General features: G+C 70.3%; 17 protein-coding genes. 16 read left to right on the top strand and 1 reads right to left on the bottom strand.

Features of this window, described 5'->3' with window-relative positions:
* Positions 1-14: 14 nt before the first annotated feature.
* The 4 genes from dop (at position 15) to prcA (ending at position 3,917) form a co-directional block, all read left to right on the top strand.
* Positions 15-1,526 carry a depupylase/deamidase Dop gene (gene dop / locus ACIRDU_RS32030; RefSeq protein ID WP_403586036.1) on the top strand — a complete coding sequence of 504 codons (1,512 nt, stop codon included), beginning with the start codon at positions 15-17 and terminating at the stop codon, positions 1,524-1,526.
* A gap of 178 nt (positions 1,527-1,704) precedes the next feature.
* The gene (locus ACIRDU_RS32035; RefSeq protein ID WP_031108679.1) at positions 1,705-1,923 is read left to right on the top strand and encodes a ubiquitin-like protein Pup; all 219 of its coding nucleotides are present in this window, start codon (positions 1,705-1,707) and stop codon (positions 1,921-1,923) included.
* A gap of 336 nt (positions 1,924-2,259) precedes the next feature.
* Positions 2,260-3,105, top strand: coding sequence for a proteasome subunit beta (prcB, locus tag ACIRDU_RS32040; protein ID WP_402615431.1), 846 nt, complete (start codon positions 2,260-2,262; stop codon positions 3,103-3,105).
* A 68-nt stretch (positions 3,106-3,173) separates the two neighbouring features.
* Complete coding sequence (prcA, locus tag ACIRDU_RS32045; RefSeq protein WP_403586039.1) at positions 3,174-3,917, top strand: proteasome subunit alpha; 744 nt, start codon at positions 3,174-3,176, stop codon at positions 3,915-3,917.
* A gap of 397 nt (positions 3,918-4,314) precedes the next feature.
* Here the strand turns inward: prcA and ACIRDU_RS32050 are convergent, their stop codons facing one another.
* Positions 4,315-5,367 carry a LacI family DNA-binding transcriptional regulator gene (locus ACIRDU_RS32050; RefSeq protein ID WP_403586042.1) on the bottom strand — a complete coding sequence of 351 codons (1,053 nt, stop codon included), beginning with the start codon at positions 5,365-5,367 and terminating at the stop codon, positions 4,315-4,317.
* 55 nt (positions 5,368-5,422) lie between these two features.
* Between ACIRDU_RS32050 and ACIRDU_RS32055 the strand changes: the two genes are divergently transcribed.
* The 12 genes from ACIRDU_RS32055 (at position 5,423) to ACIRDU_RS32110 (ending at position 17,814) form a co-directional block, all read left to right on the top strand.
* Entirely contained in the window at positions 5,423-6,682 is a 1,260-nt protein-coding gene (locus ACIRDU_RS32055; protein ID WP_403586044.1) for an MFS transporter, read from the top strand.
* Between the two features lie 9 nt (positions 6,683-6,691).
* Positions 6,692-8,053 carry a Pup--protein ligase gene (gene pafA, locus ACIRDU_RS32060; protein ID WP_403586046.1) on the top strand — a complete coding sequence of 454 codons (1,362 nt, stop codon included), beginning with the start codon at positions 6,692-6,694 and terminating at the stop codon, positions 8,051-8,053.
* Positions 8,054-8,246: 193 nt separating this feature from the next.
* Positions 8,247-9,227: an FKBP-type peptidyl-prolyl cis-trans isomerase gene (locus ACIRDU_RS32065; RefSeq protein WP_403586049.1), complete on the top strand. Its 981-nt coding sequence runs from the start codon at positions 8,247-8,249 to the stop codon at positions 9,225-9,227.
* 56 nt (positions 9,228-9,283) lie between these two features.
* Positions 9,284-9,655: an FKBP-type peptidyl-prolyl cis-trans isomerase gene (locus ACIRDU_RS32070; protein ID WP_403586052.1), complete on the top strand. Its 372-nt coding sequence runs from the start codon at positions 9,284-9,286 to the stop codon at positions 9,653-9,655.
* A 129-nt stretch (positions 9,656-9,784) separates the two neighbouring features.
* Positions 9,785-10,762, top strand: a complete 978-nt coding sequence (locus tag ACIRDU_RS32075; RefSeq protein WP_403586055.1) for a helix-turn-helix transcriptional regulator — start codon at positions 9,785-9,787, stop codon at positions 10,760-10,762.
* A 17-nt stretch (positions 10,763-10,779) separates the two neighbouring features.
* Entirely contained in the window at positions 10,780-11,850 is a 1,071-nt protein-coding gene (locus ACIRDU_RS32080) for a helix-turn-helix transcriptional regulator (RefSeq protein WP_403586057.1), read from the top strand.
* Positions 11,851-11,914: 64 nt separating this feature from the next.
* Complete coding sequence (locus ACIRDU_RS32085) at positions 11,915-12,211, top strand: hypothetical protein (RefSeq protein WP_403586060.1); 297 nt, start codon at positions 11,915-11,917, stop codon at positions 12,209-12,211.
* Positions 12,212-12,256: 45 nt separating this feature from the next.
* Positions 12,257-12,451, top strand: a complete 195-nt coding sequence (locus tag ACIRDU_RS32090; protein WP_403586062.1) for a hypothetical protein — start codon at positions 12,257-12,259, stop codon at positions 12,449-12,451.
* 259 nt (positions 12,452-12,710) lie between these two features.
* Complete coding sequence (tatA, locus tag ACIRDU_RS32095; RefSeq protein ID WP_403586064.1) at positions 12,711-12,992, top strand: Sec-independent protein translocase subunit TatA; 282 nt, start codon at positions 12,711-12,713, stop codon at positions 12,990-12,992.
* A gap of 47 nt (positions 12,993-13,039) precedes the next feature.
* Positions 13,040-14,002, top strand: coding sequence for a twin-arginine translocase subunit TatC (tatC, locus tag ACIRDU_RS32100; protein ID WP_403586066.1), 963 nt, complete (start codon positions 13,040-13,042; stop codon positions 14,000-14,002).
* A gap of 31 nt (positions 14,003-14,033) precedes the next feature.
* Positions 14,034-14,924, top strand: a complete 891-nt coding sequence (locus ACIRDU_RS32105; protein ID WP_403586069.1) for a diacylglycerol kinase — start codon at positions 14,034-14,036, stop codon at positions 14,922-14,924.
* A gap of 40 nt (positions 14,925-14,964) precedes the next feature.
* Positions 14,965-17,814, top strand: a complete 2,850-nt coding sequence (locus ACIRDU_RS32110) for a DEAD/DEAH box helicase (protein WP_403586071.1) — start codon at positions 14,965-14,967, stop codon at positions 17,812-17,814.
* The last annotated feature ends 284 nt before the right edge of the window (positions 17,815-18,098 follow it).

Consider the following 18,098-nt stretch of genomic DNA (forward strand, 5'->3'; position numbering starts at 1 on the left):
GCAAGGAGGGCCGCATGACCGTACGGCGAGTAATGGGCATCGAGACGGAGTACGGGATCTCCGTCCCCGGCCACCCCAACGCCAATGCCATGCTCACCTCGTCCCAGATCGTGAACGCCTACGCGGCGGCGATGCACCGGGCCCGCCGGGCCCGCTGGGACTTCGAGGAGGAGAATCCGCTGCGGGACGCGCGAGGCTTCGACCTCGCCCGCGAGGCCGCCGACTCCAGCCAGCTCACCGACGAGGACATCGGTCTGGCCAACGTGATCCTCACCAACGGTGCACGGCTCTACGTCGACCACGCACACCCCGAGTACAGCTCCCCCGAGGTGACCAATCCCCGGGACGCCGTGCTCTGGGACAAGGCCGGCGAGCTGATCATGGCCGAGGCCGCGGAACGGGCCGCTCAGCTGCCCGGTGCCCAGCCGATCCACCTGTACAAGAACAACACCGACAACAAGGGCGCGTCCTACGGCACGCACGAGAACTACCTGATGAAGCGGGAGACCGCCTTCTCGGACATCGTGCGCCACCTGACGCCGTTCTTCGTCTCCCGTCAGGTCTTCGCCGGAGCGGGTCGCGTCGGCATCGGCCAGGACGGGCACGAGCACGGCTTCCAGCTCAGCCAGCGAGCCGATTACTTCGAGGTCGAGGTCGGCCTCGAGACGACGCTCAAGCGCCCGATCATCAACACCCGCGACGAGCCGCACGCGGACGCCGAGAAGTACCGGCGCCTGCATGTGATCATCGGCGACGCGAACCTGTCGGAGATCTCGACCTATCTCAAGCTGGGCACGACGTCGCTGGTGCTGTCGATGATCGAGGACGGTTTCATCGCCGTCGACCTGGCCGTCGACCAGCCCGTCCGCACGCTCCACCAGGTCTCGCACGACCCCTCCCTGAAGCGACTGGTCACGCTCCGCAGCGGCCGTACGCTCACGGCGGTCCAGTTGCAGATGGAGTACTACGAGCTGGCGCGCAAGTACGTGGAGGAGCGGTTCGGGGCCGACGCCGACGACCAGACCAAGGACGTCCTGTCCCGCTGGGAGGACACCCTCACCCGTCTGGAGCACGACCCGATGAGTCTGGCCGGTGAGCTGGACTGGGTCGCCAAGCGGGAGCTCATGGAGGGCTACCGGCGCCGGGACAGCCTCGACTGGGACGCGGCGCGGCTGCACCTGGTCGACCTCCAGTACGCCGACGTTCGGCCCGAGAAGGGCCTGTACAACCGTCTGGTGGCCCGCGGGCGCATGAAGCGGCTGCTGACCGACGCGGACGTCGAGCGGGCCCGTACGGTGCCGCCGGAGGACACCCGCGCCTACTTCCGCGGCCGCTGCCTGGAGCAGTACGCCGACGACGTCGCGGCGGCCTCCTGGGACTCGGTGATCTTCGACCTGCCGGGCCGGGACTCGCTGCAGCGCGTCCCAACCCTGGAACCGCTTCGCGGAACGCGTAATCACGTCAAGGAGCTCCTGGACCGCTGCCGCACCGCGGAAGACCTGGTCAGGGTCCTGTCGGGCGGGTGACCGCGTTGAGCGGGTACTCGTCGGGAACCGGCCGGACAGGGTGGAAAACCCCTGGTCCGGGAATCATCGAGGTGGCCCCCGTACGTTGGAGCAACTGCGGGGCCGTTGTCAGACCCGGCGAGTAGGGTCTGATCTTGACCGAGCAACTGTGTCGGGCGAACCGAGCGGGGTGAGGGATATGGCGACCAAGGACACCGGCGGCGGACAGCAGAAGGCCACCCGGTCCACCGAGGAGGTCGAGGAGCAGGCGCAGGACGCGCAGGGTTCCGAGGACCTCAAGGAGCGTCAGGAGAAGCTGAGCGACGACGTGGACTCGGTTCTGGACGAGATCGACGACGTACTCGAGGAGAACGCCGAGGACTTCGTGCGGTCCTTCGTTCAAAAGGGTGGCCAGTAAGGCGCCTGAACCTTCGTTCCGAAGGTGAACGGTGTGCGTGGAGGACGGACGAGCCGAGCGCGGAGCGCTGCGCGCGGGGCCGGTACCTGACGTGGTGCCCTCGTGTGCGGCGCTCCGGGCGTCAGGTGGCGTCCGGAGCGCCGGCCCGCCCGGAACGCGCGGTCGGCAAGTGCGGCGTCGCTCCGGCGGAGTTGGTTCCGCCGAGCATGTGGATCACCGCCGAAGGACGGGTAGGGTCCGAGGCATACCGAGCTCCCGGTCGCAACCGGACCGGGGTTGTTCCAAGGATCGGCCCGACGTCACAGGGCGGGCTGTCGCATACGTGGAAGGAATCGCGTGGAAGCCAACACTCGTAGCACCGGGCGTCTACCGGCTGCCTTCCTGACGCCAGGGTCCTCCTCTTTCATGGACTTCCTGTCCGAGCACCAGCCGGAGATCCTGCCCGGCAACCGGCAACTGCCCCCCACTCAGGGCGTGATCGAGGCCCCGCACGGGACCACGATCGTCGCCGTGACGTTCCCCGGCGGTGTGGTCCTCGCCGGTGACCGGCGGGCCACCATGGGCAACGTCATCGCGCAGCGGGACATCGAGAAGGTCTTCCCGGCCGATGAGTACTCGGCCGTGGGCATCGCCGGCACGGCGGGCCTGGCCGTGGAGATGGTGAAGCTGTTCCAGCTGGAGCTGGAGCACTTCGAGAAGGTCGAGGGCGCGCAGCTGTCCCTGGAGGGCAAGGCGAACCGGCTGTCGACGATGATCCGTTCCAACCTCGGCATGGCCATGCAGGGCCTGGCCGTGGTGCCGCTGTTCGCCGGGTACGACGTGGACCGCGGCAAGGGCCGCATCTTCTCCTACGACGTCACCGGTGGCCGCTCCGAGGAGCTGAACTACGCGGCCACGGGCTCCGGGTCGATCTTCGCGCGCGGCGCCATGAAGAAGCTCTTCCGGGACGACCTCAGCGAGTCCGAGGCCACCACGCTGGTGATCCAGGCGCTCTACGACGCGGCAGACGACGACTCGGCGACCGGCGGTCCCGATGTCGCCCGCCGGATCTATCCCATCGTCACCGTGATCACCGACGACGGCTTCCGCCGGCTCACCGAGACCGAGGCGTCCGAGATCGCGCGCTCGATTCTCGAGCGGCGGCTGGAGCAGCCCGACGGGCCGCGGGCCGCGCTGCTGTAAGCGGCGGTCGTCTTCGTGAGGGTGGTCCTGTGAACCGACGGAATCTTCAAGAGAGGGACGGATAACCGGTGTCGACGCCGTTCTATGTCTCACCCCAGCAGGCCATGGCCGACCGGGCGGAGTACGCCCGGAAGGGCATCGCCCGTGGTCGCAGCCTGGTCGTGCTGCAGTTCACCGACGGCATCGTGTTCGTCGGCGAGAACCCGTCCCGTGCGCTGCACAAGTTCAGCGAGATCTACGACCGGATCGGCTTCGCGGCCGCCGGCAAGTACAACGAGTACGAAAACCTGCGGATCGGCGGGGTGCGCTACGCCGACCTGCGGGGTTACACCTACGACCGGGACGATGTGACGGCCCGGGGCCTGGCGAACGTGTACGCGCAGACGCTGGGCACGATCTTCTCCAGCGCCGCCGAGAAGCCGTACGAGGTGGAGCTGGTCGTCGCCGAGGTCGGGGAGACGCCCGAGGGCGACCAGATCTACCGGCTGCCGCATGACGGCTCCATCGTGGACGAGCACGGCTCGGTCGCGGTGGGCGGCAACGCCGAGCAGATCAGCAGCTACCTGGACCAGCGCCACGAGGAGGGCATGACGCTCGCGGAGGCGCTGAAGCTCGCGGTCCAGGCGCTGTCCCGCGACACCAACGGCAGCGAGCGGGAGATCCCCGCGGAGCGGCTGGAGGTGGCGGTGCTGGACCGCACGCGACCGCAGAAGCGCAAGTTCAAGCGGATCAGCGGGCGCCAGCTGTCCCGGCTGCTCGGCGCGGATGCCGCCGGCGGTGACGAGGAGGGGGCGTCGGAGGACGCCGAGTAGTTCTGACCTGGTGTGACGCGCCCTGGTCGGCGGTGTTGTGGCCGGGGCGCGTCGTCGTGTACGGGTGGCTCGTCGTGGTGCCTTCCCGTCGGTGGTGGGTCGGGGCCGCGCCGGGGGGTGTCCGTCCTCGGAACGGCGCGATGGACCCCCACACCGACTGACTGGCGTTGACGCGCCAACCGCTGCGGGCGGACACCCCCCGACACGGCCCCTTGCGTCGTCCGGCGGGTGCGGCTGCGGGTCGCCTGTCCCGCCCCGCTGCGGGCATGCGTGCCGCCAAGGGCGGCACGGGTGGGCGATGGTGGCCCCTGCTCGAGCGAAGCCGAGAGCTTGGGGGAGGCACCCCGCTCCGCCGGGTTGCGGACCCAGCCGGGCCCTGCGGCAACGGCCGGTGCCGCTAGCGAGGGGGTGCTGTGGAGCCTCGCAGGACCAGCTGGACCGGGATGTCGCCGCTCTCCGGTGCACGGTCCTCCAGGACCGCCAGCAGCGCCCGCATGCCCCGCTCGCCGAACAGCTCCGCGTTCAGGTGGACCGTCGTCAGTTCCGGGTCCATGGCGGTGGCCAGGGCCAGGTCGTCGACGCCCGTGACCGACAGGTCGTCCGGGATGCGCAGGCCCAGGCGGCGGGCCGCCTTGTAGGTGCCGGCCGCGAGCTGGTCGTCGTCGCAGATCACGGCGGTGGGACGAGGGCCGGGGGCCGAGAGGGCCGCTTCGGCGGCGGTCACCGCCCCCTCGATGGAGATGGGGGAGTGGGCCGTGCGCACCGATGTGCCCGGTACCTCGTCCAGTCGCGCCGACAGTTCCCGGGCGCGTACCTCGAAGGTCCAGGAGGGGACGTCGGCCGCCAGGTGGAGGAAGCGGCGGTGGCCCAGGGACAGCAGATGCGCTGTGGCCTGGCGGATGCCGTCGGCGATGTCCAGGTTCACCGTCGCCGCCCCCAGGCTGCCCTCCGGGTCGCTGTCCAGCATCACCAACGGCAGCGCCTCGCCACGGATCGCGGTCAGGGCGTCCGCGGCCATGGAGGAGGCGATGACGCCGTCCAGCGCGGACTGCGCGGAGGCGAAGGGGTCGCGGGCGGGGCCGATGCCCTCGGGGGAGGGGTAGAGGACCACGCCGAAGCCGTGCTCGGCGGCGACGCGGGCCGCGCCCGTGTAGACACCGGCGAAGAACTCCGTGGTGAGCGCCGGGACGACCAGGAGAACCGTGCGGGTGCGGCCCAGGCGCAGGTTGCGGGCGGCCAGGTTCGGGCGGTAGCCCAGGTCGCGGGCGGCCGCGCGGACGCGCTCGGCGGTCGCCTCCGAGACGCGGCCGCGCCATTTGTCGCCGAGGACCAGGGAGACGGCGGCCTGGGAGACGCCGGCGGCCTGCGCGACGTCCCGGCTCGTGGGGCGGGTGCTGCCTCGTGCCACCGTCGGCATGCTCCTTCGTCTGGACGCGTGAACAGCGGACATGGTACGTATGGAAGCCGACGTTATACGTAAAACCTAGGTGCAGGACGGCGGGAACATGGCCACGGGATACCTGGAAATCCTTCGGGCGCGACACGCAGCCCGGCTGCTCGTCGGCACACTGGTCGGCCGGCTGCCCAACGCCACGGCCGCCATCGCGATCGTGCTGTTCGTCCGGGCGGAGGGCGGCACCTACAGCCTGGCGGGGGCACTGGCGGCCGTCTACGGCGTCGCCAACGCCGTCGGGCAGCCCGTGCTGGGCAGGATCGTGGACCTGCGCGGGCAGCCCCGTGTGCAGCTGCCCGCGGTCGTCCTGTCCGCCCTCGCGATGGCCGTCTTCGCCTTCTCCGGTATCGGGTCGCTGCCGCTCGCGTACGCCGCCGTGGCCGGCGCCGGGCTCTTCACGCCGCCCCTGGAGGGCGGGCTGCGGGCGCTGTGGCCCTCCGTGCTGCGGCGGGAGGACCAGGTGCACACGGCGTACGCCATGGACGCCGTGGCCCAGGAGGTGATGTTCACCGTCGGGCCGCTGCTCGTGACGCTGTGCGTGTCCCTGTGGTCGGCCCAGGCCGCCCTTCTCGTGCTGAACGTCGTCGGGGTGCTGGGAGCGCTGTCCGTGGTGGTGTCGGAGCCCTCGCGTGCCTGGCGGTCGGCGCCGCGCGAGGCGCACTGGCTCGGTGCGCTGCGCTCACCGGGGCTGCTGGCGCTGCTGGCGGCGTTCCTGTTCATCGGGATGGCGCTCGGCTCCATCACGGTCGCCTCGGTGCCCTACGCGGACGACCACGGCGGGGACGCGGTGTACGGCTGGCTGATGGCGGCCCTGGGCTTCGGGGCGCTGGTCGGCGGCGCCGCCTACGGGGCCCGGCAGTGGGCCGGTGAGCCCGCGCGGCGACTGCGGGTGCTGGTGGCCCTTCTGGTGGTGTGTTACCTCCCGCTGATGCTCATGCCGGACGCCGTGCCCATGGTGGCGCTCACCGCGCTCGCCGGGGTCTTCCTCGCGCCCGCCATCGCCTGCGCGTTCGTCCTGGTCGACCGGCACGCCCCGCGCGGCACGGTCACCGAGGCGTTCTCCTGGCTGGTGACGACGTTCACCGTGGGCCACTCGGTCGGAACGGGCGTGGCCGGGCCCGTGGTCGAGACGGGCGGGGCCCTGTGGGGCTTCGCCGTGCCGGCGGTCGCCAGTGGCGTGTCCCTGCTGGTTTTGGCCGCCACGGGAAGGGTAGTCGCAGCTCCCGGCCAGACAGCGGTCGTTGCGGCCGGTTCGGAAAATGATCCAAACCGTGCCGTCGAACCCCGTTTCAGTTCAGGGGATCGGGCGTAATGTTCCCTCATGGACCGCCGCATTTTCGGGCTGGAGAACGAGTACGGCGTCACGTGCACGTTCAGGGGACAGCGCCGCCTGTCTCCTGACGAGGTGGCGCGGTACCTCTTCCGCCGTGTCGTGTCATGGGGCCGCAGCAGCAATGTCTTTCTGCGAAACGGCGCCCGCCTCTATCTCGACGTGGGATCGCATCCGGAATACGCGACACCGGAATGCGACAACGTGACCGAACTGGTCACCCACGACAAAGCAGGCGAGCGCATTCTCGAAGGACTCCTGGTGGACGCCGAACGACGCCTGCACGAGGAGGGAATCGCGGGCGACGTCTACCTCTTCAAGAACAACACCGACTCGGCGGGCAACTCCTACGGCTGCCACGAGAACTATCTGGTCGCCCGGCACGGGGAGTTCTCCCGGCTCGCGGACATTCTCATTCCGTTCCTGGTCACACGGCAGTTGCTGTGCGGTGCCGGCAAGGTGCTGCAGACGCCGCGCGGTGCCGTGTACTGCGTCAGCCAGCGGGCCGAGCACATCTGGGAGGGCGTCTCCTCGGCGACGACCCGCTCCCGGCCCATCATCAACACGCGTGACGAGCCGCACGCGGACGCCGAGCGCTACCGCCGCCTGCACGTCATCGTGGGCGACTCCAACATGTCCGAGACGACCATGCTGCTCAAGGTCGGCGCCACCGACCTGGTGCTGCGCATGATCGAGGCGGGCACGGTGATGCGGGACCTCACCCTGGAGAACCCGATCCGGGCGATCCGCGAGGTCAGCCACGACATCACCGGCCGCCGCAAGGTCCGCCTGGCCAGCGGGCGCGAAGCCTCCGCCCTGGAGGTGCAGCGCGAGTACTACGAGAAGGCCCTGGACTTCTGCGAGCGCCGGGGCATCCGCACCGGCATCGTCGAGCAGGTCCTGGAGCTGTGGGGCCGCACACTGGACGCGATCGAGTCCGAGGACCTCGACCGCATCGGCACCGAGATCGACTGGGTCATGAAGTACAAGCTCATCGAGCGGTACCGGGCCAAGCACAACATGACCATGTCGCATCCGCGGGTCGCGCAGATAGACCTCGCCTACCACGACATCCATCGTCGTCGTGGTCTGTACTACCTGCTCGAGAAGAAGGGCCAGGCGGCCCGTATCTGCAACGACTTGAAGATCTTCGAGGGCAAGTCCGTTCCGCCGCAGACCACTCGTGCCCGGCTGCGCGGCGACTTCATCCGGCGGGCCCAGGAACAGCGCCGTGACTTCACGGTCGACTGGGTTCACCTCAAGCTCAACGACCAGGCCCAGCGGACCGTGCTGTGCAAGGACCCGTTCCGTTCCGTGGACGACCGGGTGGAGAAGCTGATCGCCGGAATGTGAGCCGGTGCCGGCCAGTCCGAGAAGCCGATGCCCGGAGGTTTTGTCACCTCCGGGCATCGGCCTTTTCCCGCCCGGATCCGGCCGTCCCCGGAGCGGCCCGGGCGACGCCGTGTCGCGCGGTGAGGCGAGTGAGGAGCGGGTACGCCGTAGAGTGGCGGCCATTGCCCCCACACCACCGATCCCAGTTGGACTGATGAACTACAACACGAAACGACGTGTGGCCGCGCTGCTGGCCGTTCCCGCCCTGTTGTTCACCGCCGCGTGCGGATCGGACGACGGGAACAACGGCGACGCGGCGGGAGGCGTCGCCGAGGTCAAGGGGAAGGTCGGGGCGAAGCCCGAGATCTCCGTGCCCAAGGACGGCAAGCCGTCCGACAAGACCGTGGTCAAGACGGTCTCGGCGGGCAGCGGAACCCCGATCGAGGGCTCGGACTTCGTCCGCCTGGACTGGACCGTCGAGAAGTGGGGCGGTGGCCAGGAGCTCGGGGGTACCTGGGCCGCAGGAGCGACGGGTGACAAGGCGCCCCGTCGGCAGTCCATCGAGCAGATCGGCAAGCCCAGCCAGCAGCTCCCCGAGAAGGTCCTGGACGCGGTGAAGGGCAAGAAGCCCGGCAGCCGGATCCTGGTCCAGGGCACCGCGGGCGACCTGATCGGCCAGAGCCTGAACACCTCCTCCGGGATCGCCGCCAAGGACGTGCTGATCTGGGTGGTCGACCCGGTCGGTGCCGCGAGCGTCGACGCCAAGGCCGAGGTCAAGGGCGAGCAGGCGCCCTCCGAGGCCGGCATGCCCGAGGTGAAGTCCCCGTCGCAGAAGGCCGCGGTCATCACCGTCCCCAAGGGCGAAAAGGCTCCCAAGGATCTCAAGGAGCAGGTCCTGGTCAAGGGCGACGGCAAGAAGGTCGAGGCCGGTCAGGGACTCATCGCCCAGTACACCGGGGTGAAGTGGGAGGACGGCAAGAAGTTCGACTCCTCCTGGGACCACGGCGGTGCCACCGCCTTCCAGATCGGCAACGGCTCCGTGGTGGCAGGCTGGGACAAGGGCCTCGTCGGCAAGCACGTGGGCGACCGGGTGCTGCTGGTGATCCCGCCCTCGCTCGGCTACGGCGCGAGCCCGAGCAGTGAGCTGGCCAAGAACACCCTGGTCTTCACGGTGGACATCCTCGGCACGGTCTGACCCGGCCGGTCTGTGAGACTGTTCCCGACGCAGGTCACGTAACAAGGAGAGATGAAGTGAGCATCGACAAGCCCGAGATCGACTTCCCGGGCGGCGAGCCCCCGGCGGACCTCGAGATCAAGGACATCTGGGAGGGCGACGGCCCGGTCGCGCAGGCCGGCCAGACCGTCACCGTGCACTACGTCGGTGTCGCCTTCAGCACGGGCGAGGAGTTCGACGCCAGCTGGAACCGCGGCACCCCGTTCCGCTTCCCGCTGGGCGGCGGCCGGGTCATCAAGGGCTGGGACCAGGGCGTGCAGGGCATGAAGGTCGGCGGCCGCCGCCAGCTGACCATCCCCGCCCACCTCGCCTACGGCAACCAGAGCCCGACCCCTCTGATCAAGCCCGGTGAGACGCTGATCTTCGTGGTCGACCTGCTCGGGGTCTGAGCAGGATCCGAACGGACTCGATCATGTGGGGCCCATGCCTGTCCGGGCATGGGCCCTCGGCTTTTGCCGTGCCACCGTGTGGCGGTACGGTCATCGCTCGTAAGCACCATAGGGAGGCGAAGCGCGTCGATGGCCATTGCCAAGGCGGAGCGGCTGATGAATCTGGCGCTGTGTCTGCTCGGGACACGGCGACCGCTCAGCAAGCGTGAGCTGCGCGACTCCATCGAGGCCTACGTCGAGGCCTTCGGGCCGGGCAACGGCGCGACCGGCTCCGATGATTCCTTCAACCGCATGTTCGAGCGCGACAAGGACGACCTGCGCGAGCTCGGGCTGGTCATCGAGACCGTCGAGAGCCTCGACGGCGACATCGGCTATCTGGCCCGCCGCGACAGCAACCGCCTCCCGCCCATCACCCTGGACGCCGAGGAGGCCGCCGCCCTCGGGCTCGCCGCCAAGGTGTGGCAGCAGGCCCGGCTCGCCGGAGCGGCCAGCGGCGCCCTGCAGAAGCTGCGCGCGGCGGGGCTCCCCGAGGACGTCGACCCGTACGGGTCGCACGGCGCGCTGGAGCCGCGCATCCCCGTGCACGAGGCGGCGTTCGAGCCGCTGATGCTGGCCTGCCGGGACCGCCGGCCCGTCGCCTTCGACTACCGCAAGGCCACCGCCGCCCACCCCGAGCAGCGGCACGTGGAGCCGTGGGCGCTGGAGTGCTGGCGGGGCCACTGGTATCTGGCGGGCTGGGACCGCGACCGGGGTGCCGAGCGGGTCTTCCGGCTCTCCCGGATCACCGGCAAGGTCCGCTCGCGCGGCGGCCGCTACACCGCTGACGTGCCGGACGTCGTCACCGTCCGGGAGACCGTCGCGAGCTGGGCCGGGGAGATCGCCGACCGCTCGGCGCGGATCCGGCTGCGCTCGGGCGCGGGGTACCCCCTTCGGGCGAAGGCCACCTCCGTCCGGGAACTCGGCGACGGCTGGGACGAGTTGGAGATTCCGTACGGCCACGGGCTGGACGCCTGGCTGGTGGAGTTCGGGCCGGACGTGGTGGTCCTGGAGCCCGCCGAGCTGCGGGCCGACGTGGTGGACCGGCTGCGAGCCGTGGCCAAGGGCTGAGGGGGAGCGGAAAGACAGTGGCAGGCAAACCGGTCAGGCCCGTGAACGCCATCGACCAGACCCGGCGGATGCTCTCGCTGGTGACGTATCTGAGGGAGCGCCCGGGAGCCCGGGTCGAGGACGTGGCGCGTGCCTTCGGCATCAGTGAGGACGAGCTGGTCTCCGACCTCGACGTCCTGCCCATGTGCGGCACCAGCTTCCGCGGCGGCGACCTGCTCGACATCGACACCGACGGCGAGCGCATCTGGTGGCACAACCCGGCCGCCCTCGCGGCGGAAGCGGCCGAGCCGCTCAGACTCGCCGCCGACGAGGCCACCGCCCTGCTCGTCGCCGCCCGGGCGGTGTCCACGCTGCCCGGACTGCGCGAGAGCGACCGGCAGGCGCTGCTGCGCGCGACGGCCAAGGTGGAGACCGCGGCCGGTGAGGCGGCGGGCGCCAGCTCGCGGCTGTCGGTGACCTTCGAGTCCGAGGGCGGTGTCTTCGCTGACGTCGACCGGGCGATCGCCGAGCGCCGCCGGCTGTGGATCCGCTACTACTCGCCCGCGCGCGACGAGGTCACCGAGCGGGAGATCGACCCCATCCGCCTGGTCAGTGTCGGGCACACGTATGTCGAGGCCTGGTGCCGCCGCTCCGAGGCGCGCCGCACCTTCCGGCTCGACCGGGTCGCCGAGATCAAGATCCTGGACGAGCCGTCTGCGCCGCCCGAGATCGAGCTGCGGGACCTCTCGGAGGCGCTGGTGCAGCCCGCGGCCGAGGACCCGGAGGTCGTGGTCGAGGTCGGCCCCGGCGGCCGCTGGGTCGCGGAGTACTACCCGCACGACAGTGCGGATGAGCTCCCGGACGGCGGGCTGCGTATCACTCTGCGGACCCCCGACCCTGCGTCGCTCCGGCGCCTGGCGCTGCGGCTCGGGCGGGACGGCCGGATCGTCTCGCCGCCGGAGCTCGCGGACAGCGCCCGGCAGGCGGCCCGCGAGGCGCTGGCGGCGTACGACGGGATCGAGACGGTGGAGACGGCTCGCGCCGTGGAGAGCGCCGAGGTGGGCGGGCCGCACGCGGTCCCGGACGGGCCGGGCGGCGGACCCGAGTGAGCCGCGGGTGCCCACCGGGGCCCGTGCTCCGGAGGCGAACGACCCCAGAAAGAGGAGCGAGGGCTTGAGCGAGTCGGCGACGTCCGGTGGTGTCGGGGGCATGACGGTGGAGTCCGCGTTCGCCGGGATGAGAAGCGTGACCCCGGTGGTGTTCAGGGCGGGCTGCCCGGACTGCCGGGAGCGCTTCGAGCTCGCCGCGGGCGCCCTGCGGCTGGCCATCGGCGCCACCAGCCGCACCACCTTCTACTCCTTCACTTGCCCCGAGTGCGGCGCGTCCGTCCGCAAGCCGGCGGGGGAGCGGATCGTGGAGCTGCTCACCGGCGGCGGTGTCCGGACCCTCAGGCTGCACTCCACCGTCTAGAGGGTCGGGGCGTTCGCCCGGCCGGGAAGGTCTAGGCTCGGCGTCATGTTCTGGCCGATGTTCGCGGTTGCTGTGGGTTTCGTGGGTCTCGTCGTGCTCGGGGTGCTCGCGGTGCGGGTCTTCGTCGAGGCACAGCGCCTGGGCAGGCAGGTCACGGACTCGGCCCGCCGTATCAACCGGGCGTCCGAGGACCTGGAGCGGGCCGCGGAGAGCGCCGCCCGTTCCGTCGACGCTCTGTGAGCTGTCCGGCGGGCGGCTGTGAGTCGCGCTTTGGGACACTTCGCCCTGTCACGTGGGCGGTTCGTACAGGTACTCTGCTGGTCGCGGCCCGGTTAACGAGGCACTGGTCGCGGACGGGAGTACGCACAGGGGATGCAGAGGGATTGCCTCACGTTCACCCCCGAGCGTTACGATCGCTGCCAGCACGATCGTTCGGACGTATGTCCGACCGGTCGGACAGCACCCCACCACAGCCGCCTCGGTGAGAAGGTAAAGACTTATGTTCGGAAGGCTCGGAGCCCCCGAGATCATTCTCATCCTCGTCGTCATCATCCTGCTGTTCGGCGCGAAGAAGCTTCCGGACATGGCTCGGTCGCTCGGCAAGTCGGCCCGCATCCTCAAGAGCGAGGCCAAGGCGATGAAGGACGAGAACAAGTCCTCCACGACCCCGGCGGGCCCGCCCAACAACGACGAGCCCTCGCCGCGCACCATCCAGGCAGCGCCCGGCGACGTGACCAGCTCGCGCCCGGTCAACGAGCCCACGGACACGACCAAGCGCTGACGCAGGGCCGGTGACCTCCGGCCTGCCGCACGAGATGGGAACGTGGGTTGCTGAAGTCTGCCCGCAAGCAGGAGAGGGATCCCGAGGGGCGTATGCCCCTCGCGGAGCACCTCCGCGAGCTCCGCAACCGGCTCGCCAAGGCGATGCTGGCGATCGTCGTCGTCACGGTCGGCGCCGCCTTCTTCTACAACGACATCATCAACTTGATCACCAAGCCGATCCTCGACTCGGTCGGCTGTGACAAGACCTTCGCCGAGCTGGCCAAGTCGCAGGCCGGCACGAAGCCCTGTGCGCAGATCACCATCAACGGCCTGCTCACCCCCTTCACGCTGGCGCTGAAGGTGTCGCTGATGGCCGGTGTCGTGCTGGCCTCGCCGGCCTGGCTCTACCAGCTGTGGGCCTTCGTCGCGCCGGGACTGCACCGGCACGAGCGGAAGTACGCCTACGCCTTCGTCGCCACGGGCGCCCCGCTGTTCATCGTCGGCGCCTACTTCGCCTACACAGTGCTCCCCACCACGGCGAAGGTGCTCCTGGAGTTCACCCCGGGCGGCACGTCCAACCTCCTTCCGCTGGACGACCTGCTCGACCTGGTCATGCGGATGGTGCTCGTCTTCGGCCTCTCCTTCGAGCTGCCGCTGCTGCTGGTCATGCTCAACCTCACCGGGGTGCTCACCGGCAAGCGCATGCTCGGCTGGTGGCGCGGCATGATCATGGGCATCACGGTGTTCGCGGCCATCGCCACGCCCAGCACCGACCCGCTGACCATGCTTGCGCTCGCGGCACCGATCTGGATCCTGTACTTCGCAGCCGTCGCCTTCTCCCTGGTCAACGATCGCCGCAAGGCTCGACGCGAGGCCCTCGGCCCCGCCGACGACGAGGCCTCCGAGCTGGATCTCACCCCCGACGACATCGGCGAGATCGAGCCCGTGACCACCGGCCGGGCCGCCCTGCCCGAGCAGGCCAGCTCGGACCGCTCGGACCGGGTCAACGGTTATGACGACGTGACCTGAAGATCGGCGGGCAGATCGTAGGGTCGGTCGCGTGACCAGCGAGATCACCCTCTTCGTCAACCCCACCGCGGGCCGCGGCCGGGGCGCCCGCGCGGCGCAGCCGGCCGCTTCCGCGTTGCGGGCGGCCGGCTTCTCGGTCCGTACGGTCCTCGGAGAGGACGCCGCGGACGCCCTCGCACGCGCGCGTGCCGCCGTCGAGGGCGGCACGGGAGCGCTGATCGCCGTCGGCGGTGACGGGATGGCGAGCCTCGCGCTGCGGGCGGTCGCGGGCACCCGCACCCCGCTCGGCCTGGTCGCCGTCGGCACCGGCAACGACTTCGCCCGTGCCCTCGGCCTGCCCGTGCGCGAGCCGGCCGCCGCCGGCCGCATGATCGCCGACGCCCTCAAGTGCGACCGGATCCGCGACATCGACCTCGGGCAGGTGGGCGGCCGCTGGTTCGGCACGGTCCTCGCCTCCGGCTTCGATTCCCGCGTCAACGACCGGGGCAACCGCATGCGATGGCCCACCGGCCGCCTCAAGTACGACCTGGCGATGATCGCCGAACTCGCCGGGTTGCGGCCCGTCCCGTACCGGATCCGGCTCGACGACAGCGAGGTCCGCGAGGTCGAGGCGACCCTCGTGGCCGTCGGCAACGGCTCCTCCTACGGCGGCGGCATGCGGATCTGCCCGGACGCCGACCTGACGGACGGGCTGTTCGACATCACCGTCGTCGGGGACTGCAGCCGGACGACGCTGCTGAAGGTGTTCCCGACGGTGTACCGCGGGACGCACGTCGGCCATCCGAAGGTGACGGTGCTGCGGGCCGCCCGGGTCGAGATCGCCGCCGAGGGCATCACCGGCTACGCCGACGGGGAGCCGCTCGGCCCGCTGCCGCTGAGTGTGCGCTGCGTACGCGGGGGCGTGCGGGTCGTCGGCCCCTGAGCTGCGCGGATCCGAGGTTTCACAGGAACGGATCCGGATAATGATCGTCCTGTTGTCAGTGCGGCCCGGTACGCTCGAAAGCACGATGACAGAGGACCTCTCACCGGCCGAGCGGTACGCGGCAGCCCGCCTGCGGGCAGCCGAGCAGGCCACCGCGCTCGCGGGCTTCCGCGAGATGTACGACTTCGGCCTCGACCCCTTCCAGATCGAGGCCTGCCAGGCGCTCGAGGCGGGGAAGGGCGTACTGGTCGCCGCGCCCACCGGCTCCGGCAAGACGATCGTCGGCGAGTTCGCCGTCCACCTCGCCCTCCGACAGGGCAAGAAGTGCTTCTACACGACACCCATCAAGGCGCTGTCGAACCAGAAGTACGCCGACCTGTGCCGCCGCTACGGCACGGACAAGGTGGGCCTGCTCACCGGCGACAACAGCGTCAATTCCGACGCACCCGTGGTCGTGATGACCACCGAGGTGCTGAGGAACATGCTGTACGCCGGTTCCCAGACCCTCCTGGGCCTCGGCTACGTGGTCATGGACGAGGTGCACTACCTCTCCGACCGGTTCCGGGGCGCCGTATGGGAAGAGGTGATCATTCACCTCCCCGAGTCGGTCACGCTCGTCTCGCTCTCGGCGACCGTGTCGAACGCCGAGGAGTTCGGCGACTGGCTCGACACGGTCCGCGGCGACACCGAGGTGATCGTCTCCGAACACCGGCCCGTGCCGCTGTTCCAGCACGTGCTGGCCGGGCGGCGGATGTACGACCTCTTCGAGGAGGGCGAGGGCCACAAGAAGGCCGTCAACCCCGACCTCACGCGCATGGCGCGCATGGAGGCGAGCCGGCCGTCGTACCAGGACCGCCGGCGCGGCCGGTCCATGCGCGAGGCCGACCGCGAGCGCGAGCGCCGGCAGCGCTCCCGGATCTGGACGCCGAGCCGGCCCGAGGTCATCGAGCGGCTCGACGCCGAGGGGCTGTTGCCCGCCATCACCTTCATCTTCAGCCGCGCCGCCTGCGAGGCCGCCGTCCAGCAGTGCCTGTACGCGGGGCTCAGGCTCAACGACGAGGAGGCGCGCGAGCGCGTCCGCGCCCTGGTCGAGGAGCGCACGGCGTCCATCCCGACGGAGGACCTGCACGTCCTCGGCTACTACGAGTGGCTGGAGGGCCTGGAGCGCGGCATCGCCGCCCACCACGCGGGCATGCTGCCGACCTTCAAGGAGGTCGTCGAGGAACTGTTCGTACGCGGCCTGGTCAAGGCCGTGTTCGCGACCGAGACCCTCGCCCTCGGCATCAACATGCCCGCCCGTTCGGTGGTGCTGGAGAAGCTCGTCAAGTGGAACGGCGAGCAGCACGCGGACATCACCCCGGGCGAGTTCACCCAGCTGACGGGCCGTGCCGGACGGCGCGGCATCGACGTCGAGGGCCACGCCGTGGTGCTGTGGCAGCGCGGCATGAGCCCCGAGCACCTCGCGGGCCTGGCCGGCACGCGCACGTACCCGCTGCGCTCCAGCTTCAAGCCGTCGTACAACATGGCGGTCAACCTGGTCGAGCAGTTCGGGCGGCACCGCTCGCGCGAGCTGCTGGAGACATCGTTCGCGCAGTTCCAGGCGGACAAGTCGGTCGTCGGCATCTCCCGGCAGGTGCAGCGCAACGAGGAAGGACTGGAGGGCTACAAGGCCTCCATGACCTGCCACCTCGGCGACTTCGAGGAGTACGCGCGGCTGCGCCGCGAACTGAAGGACCGGGAGAACGAGATCGCCCGGCAGGGCGCGGTGGAGCGGCGCGCGGAGGCCGCCGTCGCACTGGAGAAGCTGAAGCCCGGTGACGTCATCCACGTGCCCACCGGCAAGTACGCGGGCCTGGCGCTGGTGCTGGACCCGGGCCTGCCCGCGGGCCGTTCGAACGGCCACCGCGGCTTCGAGCACCACGACGGGCCACGTCCATTGGTGCTGACCGCGGAGCGGCAGGTGAAGCGGCTGGCGGCCATGGACTTCCCGGTGCCGGTCGAGCCGCTGGAGCGGATGCGGATCCCGAAGTCCTTCAACCCCCGTTCCCCGCAGTCCCGTCGGGACCTCGCGTCGGCGCTGCGCACCAAGGCCGGGCACATCCCGGCCGAGCGGCACCGCAAGCGGCGCTCCCAGGCGGCCGACGACCGTGAGATCGCCCGGCTGCGGACGGCGCTGCGCGCGCACCCGTGCCACGGTTGCAACGACCGTGAGGACCACGCCCGTTGGGCCGAGCGGTACCACCGGCTGCTGCGCGACACCTCGCAGCTGGAGCGCCGGATCGAGGGCCGTACCAACACCATCGCCCGCACGTTCGACCGCATCGTGGCGCTGCTGACCGAGCTGGACTACCTGCGCGGCGACGAGGTCACCGAGCACGGCAAGCGGCTCGCGCGGCTGTACGGCGAGCTGGACCTGCTCGCCAGCGAGTGTCTGCGCGAGGGTGTCTGGGAGGACCTCGGCCCGGCCGAGCTGGCGGGGTGTGTCTCGGCGCTGGTGTTCGAGGCGCGGGCCGCGGACGACGCGATGGCGCCGAAGGTGCCGTCCGGGAAGGCCAAGGCCGCGCTGGGCGAGATGGTGCGGATCTGGGGGCGACTGGACGCGCTGGAGGAGGAGTTCCGGATCACCCAGACCGAAGGGGTCGGGCAGCGTGAGCCCGATCTGGGCTTCGCCTGGGCCGCGTACATGTGGGCCTCCGGGAAGGGGCTCGACGAGGTGCTGCGTGAGGCGGAGATGCCGGCGGGGGACTTCGTGCGGTGGTGCAAGCAGGTCATCGACGTGCTGGGGCAGATCGCTGCGGCCGCTCCGCAGGGGTCTTCCGTGGTGAAGAACGCCCGTAAGGCCGTCGATCTGTTGCTGCGGGGAGTGGTCGCCTACTCGTCGGTGGGGTGATCGTTTGATGCGCGGGTGCCGGTTCGCCGTGGTTGCTCGCGCAGTTCCCCGCGCCCCTGGATCAGCGTTGTACTGAAGCCCATTCACCCATCACGGTGAGTGGGTTTTCGTACGCCCGTTTGGCGCTACGCACAGTATTCGAACGATGTCGCAGCGTGCAAACGACCGAGCGTACTATCCCTTCGCGTCCGGTTTCCGGCAGTTGCTGAATATGACACGGCGATGATCCGGTCGGACTAAGCTCGCCCGCAGCGCACCGGCTTGAGATGAATTCGTGCGCTTGT

The organism is Streptomyces sp. NPDC093598 (assembly GCF_044764825.1).
Classification (GTDB): Bacteria; Actinomycetota; Actinomycetes; order Streptomycetales; family Streptomycetaceae; genus Streptomyces.